The 14,914-nt window shown below is 57.7% G+C and carries 13 protein-coding genes; 4 read left to right on the forward strand and 9 right to left on the reverse strand.

Translation table 11 applies throughout. The annotated features are described in order from the left end of the window. The first annotated feature begins 74 nt into the window (after nucleotides 1-74). Nucleotides 75-1,145, forward strand: coding sequence for a radical SAM family heme chaperone HemW (gene hemW / locus Q0526_RS04745; protein ID WP_298731308.1), 1,071 nt, complete (start codon nucleotides 75-77; stop codon nucleotides 1,143-1,145). 53 nt (nucleotides 1,146-1,198) lie between these two features. On the opposite strand, the gene Q0526_RS04750 is transcribed toward hemW, so the two are convergent. The 3 genes from Q0526_RS04750 to Q0526_RS04760 are packed head-to-tail and all read right to left on the reverse strand — an operon-like array spanning nucleotide 1,199 to nucleotide 3,553. Beyond that, nucleotides 1,199-1,768: an ATP-binding cassette domain-containing protein gene (locus tag Q0526_RS04750; protein WP_298731309.1), complete on the reverse strand. Its 570-nt coding sequence runs from the start codon at nucleotides 1,766-1,768 to the stop codon at nucleotides 1,199-1,201. After that, nucleotides 1,765-2,526: an ABC transporter permease subunit gene (locus Q0526_RS04755; protein WP_298731310.1), complete on the reverse strand. Its 762-nt coding sequence runs from the start codon at nucleotides 2,524-2,526 to the stop codon at nucleotides 1,765-1,767. The genes Q0526_RS04750 and Q0526_RS04755 overlap by 4 nt, the downstream gene beginning before the upstream one ends. Then, complete coding sequence (locus Q0526_RS04760) at nucleotides 2,516-3,553, reverse strand: MqnA/MqnD/SBP family protein (protein ID WP_298731311.1); 1,038 nt, start codon at nucleotides 3,551-3,553, stop codon at nucleotides 2,516-2,518. Before Q0526_RS04760 ends, Q0526_RS04755 begins: the two co-directional genes overlap by 11 nt. A 98-nt stretch (nucleotides 3,554-3,651) precedes the next feature. On the opposite strand from Q0526_RS04760, the gene Q0526_RS04765 reads away from it, so the two are divergent. The 3 genes from Q0526_RS04765 to Q0526_RS04775 all read left to right on the forward strand — a co-directional run bounded on the left by Q0526_RS04765 (nucleotide 3,652) and on the right by Q0526_RS04775 (nucleotide 5,985). Continuing rightward, entirely contained in the window at nucleotides 3,652-4,341 is a 690-nt protein-coding gene (locus Q0526_RS04765; RefSeq protein WP_298731312.1) for a Crp/Fnr family transcriptional regulator, read from the forward strand. A gap of 88 nt (nucleotides 4,342-4,429) precedes the next feature. Beyond that, nucleotides 4,430-5,416, forward strand: coding sequence for a glycosyltransferase family 2 protein (locus tag Q0526_RS04770; protein WP_298731313.1), 987 nt, complete (start codon nucleotides 4,430-4,432; stop codon nucleotides 5,414-5,416). Next, nucleotides 5,413-5,985, forward strand: coding sequence for a flavin reductase family protein (locus Q0526_RS04775; protein WP_298731314.1), 573 nt, complete (start codon nucleotides 5,413-5,415; stop codon nucleotides 5,983-5,985). Before Q0526_RS04770 ends, Q0526_RS04775 begins: the two co-directional genes overlap by 4 nt. A gap of 64 nt (nucleotides 5,986-6,049) precedes the next feature. Here the strand turns inward: Q0526_RS04775 and Q0526_RS04780 are convergent, their stop codons facing one another. The 6 genes from Q0526_RS04780 to Q0526_RS04805 all read right to left on the reverse strand — a co-directional run bounded on the left by Q0526_RS04780 (nucleotide 6,050) and on the right by Q0526_RS04805 (nucleotide 14,777). Continuing rightward, nucleotides 6,050-7,030 carry a substrate-binding domain-containing protein gene (locus Q0526_RS04780; RefSeq protein ID WP_298731315.1) on the reverse strand — a complete coding sequence of 327 codons (981 nt, stop codon included), beginning with the start codon at nucleotides 7,028-7,030 and terminating at the stop codon, nucleotides 6,050-6,052. Continuing rightward, nucleotides 7,014-8,738, reverse strand: coding sequence for a sensor histidine kinase (locus Q0526_RS04785; RefSeq protein ID WP_298731316.1), 1,725 nt, complete (start codon nucleotides 8,736-8,738; stop codon nucleotides 7,014-7,016). The genes Q0526_RS04780 and Q0526_RS04785 overlap by 17 nt, the downstream gene beginning before the upstream one ends. Continuing rightward, a complete protein-coding gene (locus Q0526_RS04790; protein WP_298731317.1) occupies nucleotides 8,735-10,000 on the reverse strand; it encodes a helix-turn-helix domain-containing protein in 1,266 nt (421 codons plus the stop codon). The genes Q0526_RS04785 and Q0526_RS04790 overlap by 4 nt, the downstream gene beginning before the upstream one ends. Before the next feature lie 106 nt (nucleotides 10,001-10,106). Then, nucleotides 10,107-12,527 carry a hypothetical protein gene (locus Q0526_RS04795; protein ID WP_298731318.1) on the reverse strand — a complete coding sequence of 807 codons (2,421 nt, stop codon included), beginning with the start codon at nucleotides 12,525-12,527 and terminating at the stop codon, nucleotides 10,107-10,109. 65 nt (nucleotides 12,528-12,592) lie between these two features. Beyond that, nucleotides 12,593-14,443 carry an excinuclease ABC subunit UvrC gene (gene uvrC / locus Q0526_RS04800; RefSeq protein WP_298731319.1) on the reverse strand — a complete coding sequence of 617 codons (1,851 nt, stop codon included), beginning with the start codon at nucleotides 14,441-14,443 and terminating at the stop codon, nucleotides 12,593-12,595. Nucleotides 14,444-14,513: 70 nt separating this feature from the next. After that, a complete protein-coding gene (locus Q0526_RS04805) occupies nucleotides 14,514-14,777 on the reverse strand; it encodes an HPr family phosphocarrier protein (protein WP_007046747.1) in 264 nt (87 codons plus the stop codon). Nucleotides 14,778-14,914: the final 137 nt, after the last annotated feature.

A 14,914-nucleotide genomic window follows, 5' to 3' on the forward strand; every position in this document is an offset into this window, starting at 1 on the left:
AAAGATGTGAAAACCATCACAAATTTATGAAGTACCTGTAAACAGTATGGTACAGAAAGGGAAAAAAGTCAAGAATGGATTCATTTGGCATTTATCTCCACGTTCCCTACTGCAAAGCCAAGTGCCGCTACTGCGATTTTTACTCGGCGCCGGGGGCTCGGGGCGTACCGCAATCCTATGTAGATGCCTTGCTGCGAGAACTGCGTTTCCCCCACCGGCAACCCGACACAGTCTATTTTGGCGGCGGCACCCCGGCCTTGCTCTCCCCCGCGCAGGTGAAAGCGTTGATTCAAGCTGCCGACCCGCTGCCGGGGGCAGAGATCACACTGGAAGCCAACCCCGACACCGTCACGCCGGAAAGTCTGGCAGGATTCCGAGAAGCTGGTGTGACCCGTATCAGTTTTGGCGTACAAAGCGCCGACGATGCCCAACTGCGCCGGCTGGGCCGTACCCATACCGCTGCCGGGGCCGCCGAGGCGCTCCGGATGGCACAGGCTGCGGGGTTCCCCGAAATTTGCGGCGATATTATGCTGGCGCTGCCCCATTACACCAAGGCCGAATTTGATGCCACACTGGACCTGCTTCAGCAAGGCGGGTGTACCCACATCTCGGCCTATCTGTTAAAGATCGAACCCGGCACCGCCTTTGCCAAATTTCCACCGGAGGGCCTCCCCACCGCCGACGAGGCAGCCGATTTCTACCTATATGCCGTGCAGCGGTTGGAGTCCGCCGGTTACACCCAGTACGAAATCAGCAATTTTGCCCAACCGGGCCACGAAGGGCGGCACAATCTTTTGTATTGGAACTGCCGGGACTACTGGGGTATTGGTCCCGCAGCCCACAGTTGCTTGCAAAATGTGCGGCGCTACTGGCCCGATGATGTGCAGGGATTTATAAGCGGCGCTCTGCAAGAACAGGAGGAAGGCCGCTGTGACGCCGAAGATTTTCTGCTCATGCAGCTGAGGCTGACCCAAGGGTTGGATTTGGAGGAATACGCCCGTTGGGGCGGGCATTGTACCCCTGCACAGATGGATTTTCTGCGCCGCTGCGCCGCCAACGGCTATGCCGTCTTCTCGGGGCAGCGGGTACGGCTGACCCCTGCCGGGATGGTTGTACAAAACGCCATTTTGGAAGCCCTGCTATAACCAAAAAGCCGGAGATCCTTTGTCAGGATCTCCGGTTTCTTTATTCCGCAAATTTATTCCGCAAAGCGCCGAATCGGCCAGCCCAGCAATGCAGCTGCCGCTTCATCGTGGGTAACCAGAACGGTTGGCCGGTCACCGGCCAACCGTACCGTGGCCGCCGCGGCTTGTTCCACCAGTTCCGCATCCATGCCGGTAAAGGGTTCATCCATGAGCAGGGTTTGGGCATCTTGACAGAGCAGCGCCCGCAAAAGCGCCGCCCGACGTTTTTGCCCGCCGGACAGCTTAGCTGCCGGCAGCCGCAAATCACTATCGGTGAATCCCAGCGCCCGCAGTTCCGTTTCGGCCTGCCGCAATGTCAGGCCATGTCCAGCCAACACCAAGTTGGCTCCCGCCGTCAGTTGGGGACAAAGCCGGTCCTCCTGAAAGACTGCCGCTGGCGTTTCTACCCCGGTCACGGTACCGGAGTCTGCCTCCTCCAACCCCAGCAGGATACGCAGCAGCGTAGTCTTGCCGCAGCCGGAAGGCCCCATCAGTACCATAGGGCGGTCCACCGTCCAGCTAAACGCCTGCAGCACCGTTTTGCCGCCGAACTGCTTGGACAGCTCTTGAATCACGATGCTCATAGCCGCACCTCCCCACAAAGCCGCATTTTGGCTGCACGCAGCCCCCGGGCTGCTATGGCGGAGAGCAGTGCCGACAGCACCACAATGACCAGCGTCCAAGCAAACACATCCGGTGTGGAAAGGGTGATCTTGGCACGGTAGAGGGCATCCCCCCCCGAATGATCCGGCAAGCCGATGACTTCCGCCGAGACGCCGCTTTTCCAGCACATGCCCATGGCGGCAATGCAGCTTTCGCAAAAGGACGGGAAGATGCCCGGCAGCCAGATGTATCGCAGCCGCGCTGTCCATGACAGCCGATATACCCGCGCCATCTCCAACAACTGAGGGTCTGTATCCGCGATACCGGCCAACACCCCGGCGTACACTACCGGCAGCACGTGGGTGAAACTGACCACTACCGAAAGATTATCGCCCCGTACCCAGAGCAGCGCCAGAATGACGAAGCTGGCCACCGGCATAGCCCGGATCAACTGCATGATAGGGTCCACAAAGACCCGCACCGCATGCCAGCGGGATCCCGCCGCGCCCAGCACCAAGCCGCCCAACACCGCCAGCAGAAACCCGGCTACAATGCGCAGGGCACTAAACCCAATGCGCTGCCAAAACTCCGGAGTAGGCAGTAAGCGGGCCAATGCCCCGAAGGTTTGCAGCGGCGTTGCCAAAAACAGCCCGCCATGCCCCAACGTCAACGCGGCAATCTGCCACAGAATGACCCAGACAAGAATGGCCAGCAGGCGTTCCCGGTAGTTAGACGCCATAGTAGAAGTCGTCCGCAGGCAGCGCACCGCCCACGCTGGTGGGATCCGCGTCATAGAGAACTTGGAAGTAGTTGGTCAGATCCGTCTTCATCTGTTCCCCGGTCTCAAAGACGATGTTGCACTCCGGCAAAGCTTTCTGGGCCAGCGCGGCTTTGGCAACGATACCGTAGCTTTCGCACAGTGCCGCCGTGCCTTCCAGATCGGTGTTGGCAGCCTCCACACTGGCCGCGTAACCGTCGAGGAACGTTGCAAACGCATCGGGGTCCGCCTCCACGGCGTCTTTGCGGACTACCAACACACCGGTGACCAACTGAGAGCCGGCCACTTTCTGCCACTCCTCGTTCATATCCAACGCCACCCGCAGGCCCTCAACCTGCGACAGAGCACTGGTCACAAAGGGCTGGGGCAGCATGGCAATATTGGCCACGCCCGCCTGCACCTGACTGAGCGCCTCGGTAGCTTCGCTGCAATATTCAATGGTCACATCGGTATCCGGGTCGATGCCGTTTTCGCTCAATACATAGCGCAGCACGTATTCCGGTGTGGTCCCCTTACCGGTGGTCACAATGGTCTGGCCTTTCAAATCCGCCACCGACTGAATGCTATCACCTTTTTCCAGAATGTAAAGCACGCCCAGCGTGTTTACACAGGCGACCTCTACCTGTCCCTCGGTCTTTTGGTAGAGCGTTGCCGCCAGATTCGCGGGAATTGCCGCAGCATCCAACTCGCCCTTCACCAGCAGCGGCACGATCTCATCGGCCGCACCGTACATCGTAAAGGTATAGTCAGCCCCCTCTTCACTGTTCATCAGGTTGACCAGTCCCATGGTGGTGGGTCCCTTCAACCCCGCAATCCGCAGCCCTTCTGCCGCAGTTTCCGGACTGGCGGTAGCTTCGGCCACCGTGGAAGCCGGCGCAGTCTCGGCGGTAGAAGCTGCCTCCGAGGAAGAAGCCGACGCCCCGCAGGCCGCCAGCGAAAGGCTCATCGCAGCGGCCACGACCGCTGCCAACATACGTTTTACTTTCATCGTAGGAAATCCTCCTTCTTGCATTTGCGGCCCCACTATACTATAATGTTAAAAAATTGTCTGTTGCCCCGGCAACAGCCGCGCTTGGAGGGATGGCTGTGGATTACACCCCTTATTACGACGTGCTGCGCCGCACCAGTCTGTTTCGCGGCATGAGCGACCTTGATTTGGATGCTTTAACCGCCTGTTTTAGCCCCCATGTTCGGCGGTACGACCGCGGCGAGCTGCTGCTGATGGCAGGCTACGAAACCCATGAAGTGGGGGTGGTGTTAGAAGGCGAGATCGTCGCCGCCAAACCTATGCCGGACGGCAGCGCCGTGGTCATGGCTCACATGGGGCCCAGTGGAATTTTTGCCGACGTGCTGGCCGGCGGACGCAACAAAAGCCCTGTCAATATTACCGCAGCATCGCCCTGCCTGATCCTCTTTCTCCCCTGTGAGGCGTTGCTGCACCCCTGTGAAGCACTGCATCCCGCCCATTTGCAGTTGCTGCACAACTGGTTGGAAACGATCAGCAGCAAATACTTTGCGTTGGACCGCCGGTTGGAATTGCTGTGCTGCCACAGCCTGCGGGGGCGGATCTGCCTTTGGCTGTTGGAGCAGCGGGACCAAGCGGGAGCCGATACCTTCTCCACCGCACTGAGCCGGGCAGAACTTGCCTCCTACCTGAACTGCGACCGCAGTGCTTTGTGCCGGGAACTGAGCCGCATGCAAGCGGAGGGGTTGGTGGAGTTGTTCCACCGCAGTTTTAAGCTGCCCGATCCCGACCGGCTGCGCACAGCGTGGTAACCGTTGCACGCCCCTATCGCCCATGGTATAATAAAGTCGTTTGCATGGGCTTTGCCCGTTTCTATCATCATCGATTGAGGTACCGGTCATGGAAAACCGCGAAACACCTATTTTGTACATTGTGATCCCCTGCTACAACGAGCAGGAAGTCCTGCCGTTGACGGCCCCTTTGTTCCTGCAAAAGATTCAAGATCTGACGGCCGCCGGCAAGATCAGCGCGGACAGCCGCGTTTTGTTTGTGAACGACGGATCCAAGGACCGCACCTGGGAAATCATCCGAGAATTCGCTGCGTCGGATCCCCATTATGTGGGCATCTGCCAAAGCCGCAACCGTGGGCACCAGAATGCTGTGCTGGCCGGCCTGATGGAGGCCAAGGACCGCTGCGACATCACCATCTCCATCGACTGTGACGGACAGGATGACATCAACGCCATGGACGGCATGGTGGATGCCTACCGGGATGGCTGCGATGTGGTTTACGGCGTGCGCAGCAAGCGGGACACCGACACATTCTTTAAACGATTCACCGCTGAGGCTTTCTACAAACTGCTCAACGCCATGGGGGCTGAAGTGGTCTTCAATCACGCGGATTACCGCCTCATGAGCGCCCGCGTCCTACAAGAGTTTTCCAAATTCAAGGAAGTGAACCTCTTCCTGCGAGGCATGGTCCCGTTGGTAGGCTTCAAATCCACCTGTGTGAGTTATGAACGTCACGAGCGTCTGGCCGGCGAAAGTCACTACCCGTTGTCCAAAATGTTGTCGCTGGCCTTTGACGGCATCACCAGCCTATCCATCAAGCCGATTCGCTTCATCACCGGGTTCGGCGTAATCGTAGCACTGATCAGCTTTATCGGCGTGCTGTGGGCGGTGATTGAAGCCGCATTGGGCATGACGGTTTCGGGTTGGGCCAGCACTACCAGCATCATCTGCTTTGTTTCCGGTGTACAGCTGATCTGTCTGGGCGTGATCGGAGAATATATCGGCAAAATCTACATGGAAACCAAACAGCGCCCGCGGTACATCATCAGTGAAACCACCCCCAACTTTACACCGAACGAGGAGGACGACGCATGAGCCGTCAAGTTTGGAAGGGTTCTACCCTGCTTAATCCCGAGCCGCCGGTCTTGGTAAGCTGCGGCAGCCCCGATCATCCCAACCTGATCACCGTGGGTTGGTGCGGCACCATCTGTACCCAGCCGCCTATGCTTTCCATCAGCGTGCGCCCCGAGCGATACAGTCACCATCTGATTCAAGAGAGTGGTGAGTTTGTGGTCAACCTGCCCACCGAATCGCTGGTACGTGCGGTGGATTGGTGCGGCGTCAAAAGCGGCCGCGATGTGGATAAGTTCGCAGCCATGAAACTGACCCCCGCCCCGGCTTCCAAAGTAGGGACCGTGCTGCTGGAAGAAAGCCCCATCAATCTGGAGTGCAAAGTCACGCAGATCATTCCGCTGGGAAGTCACGACCTATTTTTGGCAGAGTGTGTGGCAGTGGATGTGGATGAGCGGCTGCTCAATGAGGACGGTAAGCTCTGTCTGAACAAAGCCAAGCTCATCGTATATTCCCATGGCGACTATCTGGCTTTGGGTCGTCGGTTGGGTACTTTTGGGTACAGCGTGCGTAAGCGCAAACCCCGACGCTGAAAAAAATAGAGCAAAGAGAAAAACGCCCCGAAGGGAATTTCCTTCGGGGCATTTCGTTTATCCTTTAAGATACCGGAAACAGTACCTTCTGGCTATCCAATGCGAAAAGATTTTGTCGGTTGATGATGCGGGTTGCGGTATCCACATGTTTCTCTACCGCGCTGCGTTGTCCCGCCAGCAGTTTGTAAGCGCTTTGCACACCAAAATACCCCATTTCGTAGGTATTCTGAATGACCAGTACGTCTACCACACCGGTCTGCAGGGCGTCCACTGTAATCAGATTGGAGTCAAACGCTACCATCCACAGCGAATCCGCCAGTTGCAGCTCTTCCACCGCCTGTGCGGCGCCCACGCTGGTGGGCTCGTTGAATGCCAACAAAACATTGATCTCGGGGTGTGCACGCAGCATCTCCAGTGTATCTTCCCGCGCACTGTTGGCCTCCGCCAGCGTATGGATCGTTGCCACCACCTGCGCACGGCCGCTTTCCGTCAGTGCATCCACCGCGCCTCGCTCTCGTTCCTGCCCGTTGGCACTGTTTATATCGTAATTGACGATGCCAACCTGCAAGTCTCCCGTAGTGCCGTCCAGTGCAGCTTCGGCGGCCATCTGCCCGGCACTGTAATTGTCGGTGCCGATGTAGGTAGCCACCTCCCCTGAATTGACCGCCGAATCAATGACCACAATCTTGACGCCCTGCGCCGCCGCTTTATCGATGGCAGGCGCGTTGGCATCATAGTCGATAGCCGAGAAAACCAATGCCTGCGCACCGTTTTCTACCGCCTCCGCGATCATATCGTTCTGGGCTTCATAGTCTTCCTCGGTTTCGGGGCCTACAATGCTCAAATCCAGATTGTACTCGGTGGCGGCGGCTTCTGCCCCCACAAAAACGGCTTTCCAGAAATCCGTCTGGGTGGATTTGGCCACCAATGCCACCTTATACCGCATCGTATCCGGGGTTTTATTGCCCGCTGTACTGCAGCCTGCCAACAGGCAAGCCCCCAACACCGCCGCCGAGATGCGCAGGCGTTTACTTGGTTTTATCATATTCGCCCTCCCGATCTTCCGGCACCCGCGGCATGCGGATGGTCACCGTGGTTCCCTCATCGGGCACGCTCTCGATCGACAGACCGTACTGCGGGCCAAAGTAGATCCGCAGTCGATCATTCACGTTTTTGATACCGATCCCCGTGCGGTCACTGGGTTCGTTTTGCAGCAATTCCGCCACCTGCTCCGGCGGCATGCCGATGCCGTCATCACTGACTTTGAACAGAACGTCGTCCCCGTCTGCGGCCACTTCGATTTCGATATGTCCCGGTTCCACCAGCAGGTCCAGTCCGTGGGTGATCGCATTCTCGATGATGGGCTGCAAGGTGATCTTGTTGCACAGGTCATGCAGGCAGCTTTCATCCACCGTAAAATGATAGGTGAACTGGTTCTTGTAGCGGAATTTTTGAATCAGCAGATAGGCTTCGGCATGCTGCAGTTCTTTCTCAATAGGGATGAGTTCATGCCCCTTACTGATGCTGATACGGAAGAGCTTAGCCAGCGCATGCACCATTTTGACTGCGTCGGCATTTTTTCCGCGTTCACACATCCAGGCGATGGAGTCCAGCGTATTGTAGAGGAAATGCGGATTGATTTGTGCTTGCAGCGCCTTCAGTTCGGTTTTGCGCAGATCGATTTCCTCTTCCCGCACGGTGGTCATCAAACGCTGGATCCGCCCCACCATGTGCCCGAAGGAATCCGAGAGTTCTTGTACTTCTCGCGTGCCGGCCACCGGTTGGAAGGTAAACCCGTCGGCATCCTGCTCGAACTGCTCCATGGCCGTTTCCAACTGCTGCAGCGGACGGCTGAGCATATGGGAGATGATCCAGCCCACCAGCAAGGCCGCTGCCAAAATCAACACCGCCGTCCCCACGGTGATACGAGCCATCTGCCAGACGCTCTCGTTCACCGTTTCGTCGATATAGCTGACACCGACAACCCGCCAGTTGCTGTCCGGCACATCCTGTACACTGTAGATGACGGTGTCCTCCACATAGGTTCCGCTTTTGAGTGCGGCCAAACGGGAGGTTTCCTCCCCTTTGATGCCCGCATACAACAACTGCTGCTGGGGATGGTAGACCATGTTGCCCAGATTGTCCATCAGGTAGCAATAGCCATGCTGCCCAATGCCTACTCCGTTGATGCTGGCTCCCAACCCCGAGAAGCGGACATCCACCGCCACCCACCGGGGCATGGTTCCGCCGGGCATGGGACGCACAATGGTAACCACCCACGGATAGTATCCTTCAAAGATGGACTCGACGTGGGGGGCACTTACATAGCCGGCGCTATTCCGCTGCGCGGTTTCCAGATCAAAAGAAAGGTTTTGTAAAATGGTATCCCGCGGGGTATAGCCCAAAGCCCAGCAGTTTTGCAGCGTGCCGCTCTCATCGTAGGTGGTAACGGCTACCACCTCGCTGCGGGCGTTGAGCCAAGCATTGAGGTAGGCGTCCCGTGTGTCTTCCGGCATATACATCTCCGCCATAACATCGGTGATGGTTTCGTCCAGATTTTCCACGTAGTTACTTACCGTTCCTACCACCTGACTGACCGCCTGCGCGGTGCTGGTGGAGGCATTTTGCACCGCCGCCGCACGATAGCTGCGCAAAAAGGCCACTACGCACAGCGCCAAGGTCACCGCTGCCACCGAAGCAATCCACGCTACAATCAGCGGGGCTGTTCGTGGTGCCCGATGCTTTCTTTTCATGAAGTTTCTCCTCCGGCAGTCACTTGTGCTGCCTGCTTGCGGCGCAATGCGCCCGGCGAGGTCCCACTGTATTTTTTGAAGCAATAACTAAAGTAGTGCTGGTCCGTATAGCCACAGCGGCGCGCAATCTCCTGCACTTGCAGATTGGTGGTTAAAAGCAGTTGCTGGGCAGCTTCCATACGGCGGCGAATGAGGATATTGATAAAGGTCTCCCCTGCCGTCTTTTTGATGCAGGCACTCAGATGATTGGGGCTGACATCCAGCATCGCACTCAGTGACGCCAAGGAAAGGTCCTCGTCCATATACCGCTGCTCGATAATCTCCAGGGCCCGCTCACACAGGCCGCCGCCTTTACGGGTGTCGGAAGTAAAGCTGACGCCGCCTTCGCTTTCCTCGGCGGCATGCAACGCCTCCAACGCCTGCCGGTAAGCGTTGTTCAGCTCTAGGAACTGCTCCACCGGACGGCTGACCCCCACCAGCACCCGTTTGTTGAGAGCGCGTTCGGTCAGCTGGCAGATCTCATCGGCCAAGATGTGAAGGTACTCCTCGATGTCCGATAAGTTTCCCAGCAGAACCGCGACCACCCTGCCGCTGGAAGAAAAGACAAAATGCCGCAGATATTTATTGGCCAACTGTTCTACCAGCCGGACAAATCCCGGTTCACAGGCCGCGCCGTCGGACATCGCCACCGTCAGCACCACCAACAGACTGCGGTCATCGCTGCCCCGCAGTACCCCGCAAGAGGCCGCGCATTCCCGCAGGTCAGCTTCTTGCGTTTCGGGTGCACCGTCGTAATGTTCCAATACCAGCGGGATCAGAAATGCAGCACGGTCCCCTTGATTGTTGTCACTGCGCCGCAGGCTGGCATACCGTCGGTCAATTTTCTCGTGGATGGATTTCAATTCGGCCGCCAGACCGTCCATCGTCAACGGCTTGAGCATATAGCTGATGATGTTGTACTGAATCGCCTGCTTGGCGTATTCAAAATCATCATAGCCGCTCAAAAAGGCGATGTGCATGGCGGGACGAATCTCACGCACCTGCCGGGCCAGCTCAATGCCCGAAATAAAGGGCATACGGATGTCCGTTAACAACAGGTCAGGCTCCAACCGCTCCACCAACTCCAACGCATCCAACCCGTTGCTGGCGTTGCCCACCAGATGAAATCCCAGCGCCTCCCAGGGGGTCATGGTACAGACAGCTTCCCGCAGCTCATCCTCGTCATCCGCCACGACCACGGTGTAAATGTTTTTTTCTGCCATATAGGTTTCTCCTTCTTTTTCTGGCTTCATTATAGAGCGTTTGGACTCATTATGCAAGCAAAAGCCCCTCCCGATGCAGCGACATCGGAAGGGGCTTGTAGGAATTTTACAGCCAGAATTGAAGCAATCGGCTCACATTCTGATATAGGGCGGGGTTCTGCCCGATGAGTCCGGGTTCTGCCGCAAAGTAGACACAGAAATTGTAGGCAGCCCCCAACAAAACAGCCCAAGGCAGCGCCCTGCGCAGCCCCCCTTGCAGAACTGCCACACCGGGCTGCCCTCCATGGTCTTGCAAAACCTGTTCCGCCAAAAGCCACGCCAGCGCCGCCACAAAGAGCAGCGGTCCCAGCCAGTCACTCTGGTAGCGGTAAAGCACACCGGCCATCTCGCAATCCAGCACTGCCAAAAGCAGCACCAGCAATAACGTGATTGCACACACGCCCCGCAGATCCCGCTGCCGTCCCAGTCGCTTCCGCGCCATAGGCAGAAACACCAGTCCCCACAGCACCGGCAGGCAAACCAACGCGCCGCCGTAGAACAGCTCGGTGATGGTAAGGCCCATATAGTTGGTACTCATCCGGGTGGCACTGAGGTACGGGAACACCGTGCTGAACCCCGGCACGCCCAACAGGAAGGTGACCACCGCCGGGGCAATGCGTCCCACACTGAAGCCGCGGCGGGTCATATCATTGCTGGTCAAGTTATACGTAGCTCCAAAATCCAGCGGCGAACCGAACCGGGCAGCGTTATACCACATCAAGACCGCGGCCACTGCCACCACCGGCAGCAGGAACGCCACCGCCTCTCCTACACCGGAGCGGCTGGCAAGTCGCTTATCCCGAACATACCGCGGCCAGAAGATGGGCACCGCCAGCACGGCAAACACTTCCATCTGGGGACGGCAACCTGCCACCAGCGCCATGCACAAACTGCCCAGCACTAGATGCGCCAGCAGGCGTCCGCGCTGCTGCACGGGAGTGTTGGCAGCCGCCAGCCATTGCCACAGGCTCAGCAGCACAAAGGCTGCACCACAAAGAATCGCATACTCGTACACCGACGGACGCAGCAGCAGATAGTAGATCTGGCTGCTTGCCGCCATGCCGGTGGCTGTAAGCAGATAAGCCGCCGCGCTGGCTTTCGGGAACCAGCGCCGCACCGCCTGTTTGACACAGCCGAATGCGGCCAGAATCCACAGCCAAGAAAGCAAAATCATGGGCAGACTGGGTGGCAAATCTCCCACTCCAGTCAGTGCCTCAAAGGGAAGCTGAAACAGCAGGCAAGGCACCAATCCAAAGTAGACGTAGTACCGGCCCTCGTAGTAGGCCACATCCCACAGGGCATCTGGAGCTGCCTCCTGCCGTGCTGCCGTATCGTAGGGATTTTCCAACGCCTGCATAGCTTCGGGCGGGTCTTTTTCCAGATCCAGACGGCCTTCCAGCAGGCTGTGGGCCAGTGCACCGTACTGGGCAGCGGTGTCCTGCGCCCAATCATTGATATGCTTGGTAAAGGTAATGCGGCTTTCGCCGTCCCAATCGGCGGTATTGTAAAAGGAGGTGGCTACGCCCGCATTGAACCGGTCAGCGAAGGGGGCGAGAAACGCCAGCACCGCCAAGAATGCCATGACCAGCACCACCGCCGGACGGTACCGCCGGGTTTGCTGCAGGTAGGCATCTTGCCAAAGCACACTGGCCGGTCGTACCGCAAACGCTGCCCCCAGCAAAAGGAAGAGCGCCGCGAACCGTACCAGCGAGAAATCGAAGGGACGGGGTACGTTGGCATACACCGTCTGCAGTGTGTAGGTCAGTGGATACTGACGGTATTCCCCTTCATAGGGGGCCGCCGTCAGCGTCAGGGTGGATGCCTGCCCCGAAAGGTCCAGACTGCGAGTCTGGCTGCGGACTGACCGCACCGCCACCTGCCACGGCCAGCTTTGCCGGGACACCGAACTTGCCTCGTCGGTAGTTGCCACCGTAAAGGTAAACAGCGGATTTTGCACCTCGGGATGCGGCCCGTCGTACTGGTAGGTCAGACCGGAAAGCTGCAGGTTGTACAGCTCCTGATCCAGTCCTACAAAGCTGAGGGTGGTGTGTTCATCGTCCAGTGTCAGCGGAGCTTCCGGGTCGGCATCCTCGCTTAAATAAGGGCGCAGATCCACCGGCGTATAGCTGTGGGTAGCCCAAAAATTCAGGTTGCAGACAAAGCCTTCCAACCCCAAGGCCGCCGCCAGCAAAAGCCCTGCGGCTGCCACGGTGCGGAACCGAGGCAACCGATGCCGCATACGAAACCCGCAGACCAGCGCACAGGCCCACAGCGCCATACCGGTGATTCCCAGCAGGCGGAAGACATCAAAGCCGACAGTAAGACCCGGCTTTTCATAAATACAGGCGGACCAAAGCCAGACCCCCAACACAAGACCGGGGCCACCCCAGAAATCGGCTCGCACCGGTTTGCGGTGGGCCAGCCGCCCCGGCAGCCAGAAAAATAGAGCCGCCACCAGCAGCGTAAGAACTACCGTGAGAATGAGCATAGATCGCTCCTCATATCGAATTGAATTTGCGGCCAGAACGTCTTTTCCGCCGCGCTTGTCTTTGATTATACACCATTGCGCAGGGCATTGTACAGCTTTTCGGCCTTGGCATGGCTGATGCCTTTGACTTCTTCCAAATCCGAAATGCTGGCAGCTTTGACCGCCGCCACCGTCTTAAAGTGGGCCAACAGCGCCGCACTGGTCTTTTCGCCTACGCCGGGCAGCGCCGTCAGCGTAGCGGCATAGGAGCGCTTTTTCATGGAGCGCTTGCGGTAGTCATTGGCATAGCGGTGGGTTTCGTCCTGAATGTTGGTAACAAAGGTAAAAATATTCCGGTTTCGATTGATGGCAATTTCGCCGCCTGCATCGTCCACAATGGCACGGGTACGGTGGTGGTCGTCCTTGACCATGCCGAAGGTCGGCACATGCTCAAAGGCAGTGCCCCGCAAGGCCTGTTTGACCGCGCCCACCTGTCCCCTGCCGCCGTCAATGAGGAGCAGATCCGGCATGGTGGCAAACTGGTTCTGGGGGCCGTCCGGCTTTTCCCCGCGGCGAGCTGCCTCGTATTCTGCCACCCGCCGGGACAGTGTTTCGGCCAAGGAAGCATAGTCGTCGGTGCCCGCCACCGTCTTCATTTTGAACCGACGGTACCCGGAACGATGGGGTTTGCCATCCTTAAACACCACCATGCCGCAAACACTGGACCCATCACCCCAGTTGGAGATATCGTAGCTTTCGATGATGCGGGGCGGGGTTTTGAGGCCCAGCATCTGGGCCGCCTCCTCCAGCAGTTTTTCTTCCCGGGTATAGCGGCCGCTTTCCCGTCCTAGACGTTCCACCGCATTGGTGTACGCCATGGTGACCAACTTGGCCACGTCCCCCCGCTGGGGCACATACAGTTCCACCTTGCTGCCGCGGGCTTGGTTCAGCGCTTCGTTCAAAGCTTCCGCATCGGAGGGCAGCGCATCCACCGCGATGGTCTTGGGGATGGTTTCGCCGTCCAGATAATACTGGGGCAAAAATTCTTCCCGTACTGCCGCAATGTCGGTGGTATCATGGAACACAAACTCTCGTTTATCAGTCAGGCGTCCGTCCCGGTAGCGCAGCACTGCCGCACAAACCGCCCGGGTCGTCCCCGCCAACGCGATAATGTCCATCTCGGTATCGGCATCCATGACCACCTTCTGCCCGGCAGCCACCCGCTCAATGGCTTGAATCTGATCCCGCAACAATGCTGCCGTTTCAAAATCCAGCCGCTCCGAAGCAGCTTCCATCTTTTCCCGGAGTTGCTTGACAATATCTTTTTTGCCGTAGCGGATCATCCGCAGCGCCCCTTGCACAGCATCGTTGTAGGCTTCGCAGCTGATCTTACCGCTGCATACCGCCATACATTTGCCGATATGGGCATTCAAGCAGGGGCGCCCTTTGCCGAAGTCCCGAGGGAATTCCCGGTTGCAGCGGGGCAGCAAAAAGCAGTCCTGCGCCATCTCCACCATCTCCCGCACCGCAAACGAGGAGGTAAAGGGGCCGATGTAGTCGGCGTCATCGTCATCTTTTTGCAGGGCGGCAGACACCCGGGGCCACGGCCCCTTCGTCACCTTCACATAGCTGTACCCCTTGTCGTCTTTGAGCAAAATGTTGTATTTGGGGGTGTGGGCTTTGATCTGGCTGGCTTCCAGCACCAGTGCCTCAAATTCGCTTTGGCAGACAATGACATCAAAAGTGAACGCGTGGGCGATCATCTGGGACACCTTGGCATCATGAGGCACACCTTCCCGGAAATACTGGGACACCCGGGTTTTGAGGCGCTTAGCTTTGCCGATATAAATGATGGTGTCGCTTTTGTCGCGGATGATATACACCCCCGGCAGCAGCGGCAGCATACAGGCTTTGCGGTACAGTTCAGATTTGGTCATGGCACACCTTTACAACATAATAGAATAAAAAAAGCGGCGGGTCCCCCCGCCGTTGCATGTGTGAGAAGAATTACTCGGCAAAACCGGAGCTAACCAGCTTCACCAGACCGTCGACCGCAGCCTGCTCGTCGGCGCCATCGGCAATGATGCGAATGGTGGTGCCGCCCACGATGCCCAAGCTCAAAACACCGAGCAGGCTCTTAGCGTTGACGCGGCGCTCTTCTTTTTCGACCCAGATGGAGGACTTGTACTCGTTCGCCTTCTGAATGAAGAAGGTAGCCGGACGGGCATGCAGACCAACCTGATTCTCAACGGTAACTTCTTTCACGTACATAGTTATTCTCTCCTACTTTTGAAAATAATATGCCCCTGCGTTTCTACCGTGGGCGCTTGTCAGGCGGTCTCTTGCGCATGATACGCCGCCTTGATTGTTTCTATTTTATCCTATTTGGTCGATTTTGTACAGTAGAA

It is taken from the genome of uncultured Subdoligranulum sp., from assembly GCF_937890665.1.

What these genes read in the sequence shown, in the direction of transcription:
- Q0526_RS04805 (WP_007046747.1), bottom strand. Translation starts at nt 14,777, where the DNA reads ATGTACGTGAAAGAAGTTACCGTTGAGAATCAGGTTGGTCTGCATGCC.
- Q0526_RS04770 (WP_298731313.1), top strand. Translation starts at nt 4,430, where the DNA reads ATGGAAAACCGCGAAACACCTATTTTGTACATTGTGATCCCCTGCTAC.
- Q0526_RS04750 (WP_298731309.1), bottom strand. Translation starts at nt 1,768, where the DNA reads ATGAGCATCGTGATTCAAGAGCTGTCCAAGCAGTTCGGCGGCAAAACG.
- Q0526_RS04755 (WP_298731310.1), bottom strand. Translation starts at nt 2,526, where the DNA reads ATGGCGTCTAACTACCGGGAACGCCTGCTGGCCATTCTTGTCTGGGTC.
- Q0526_RS04790 (WP_298731317.1), bottom strand. Translation starts at nt 10,000, where the DNA reads ATGGCAGAAAAAAACATTTACACCGTGGTCGTGGCGGATGACGAGGAT.
- Q0526_RS04785 (WP_298731316.1), bottom strand. Translation starts at nt 8,738, where the DNA reads ATGAAAAGAAAGCATCGGGCACCACGAACAGCCCCGCTGATTGTAGCG.
- Q0526_RS04780 (WP_298731315.1), bottom strand. Translation starts at nt 7,030, where the DNA reads ATGATAAAACCAAGTAAACGCCTGCGCATCTCGGCGGCGGTGTTGGGG.
- Q0526_RS04775 (WP_298731314.1), top strand. Translation starts at nt 5,413, where the DNA reads ATGAGCCGTCAAGTTTGGAAGGGTTCTACCCTGCTTAATCCCGAGCCG.
- hemW (WP_298731308.1), top strand. Translation starts at nt 75, where the DNA reads ATGGATTCATTTGGCATTTATCTCCACGTTCCCTACTGCAAAGCCAAG.
- Q0526_RS04795 (WP_298731318.1), bottom strand. Translation starts at nt 12,527, where the DNA reads ATGCTCATTCTCACGGTAGTTCTTACGCTGCTGGTGGCGGCTCTATTT.
- uvrC (WP_298731319.1), bottom strand. Translation starts at nt 14,443, where the DNA reads ATGACCAAATCTGAACTGTACCGCAAAGCCTGTATGCTGCCGCTGCTG.
- Q0526_RS04760 (WP_298731311.1), bottom strand. Translation starts at nt 3,553, where the DNA reads ATGAAAGTAAAACGTATGTTGGCAGCGGTCGTGGCCGCTGCGATGAGC.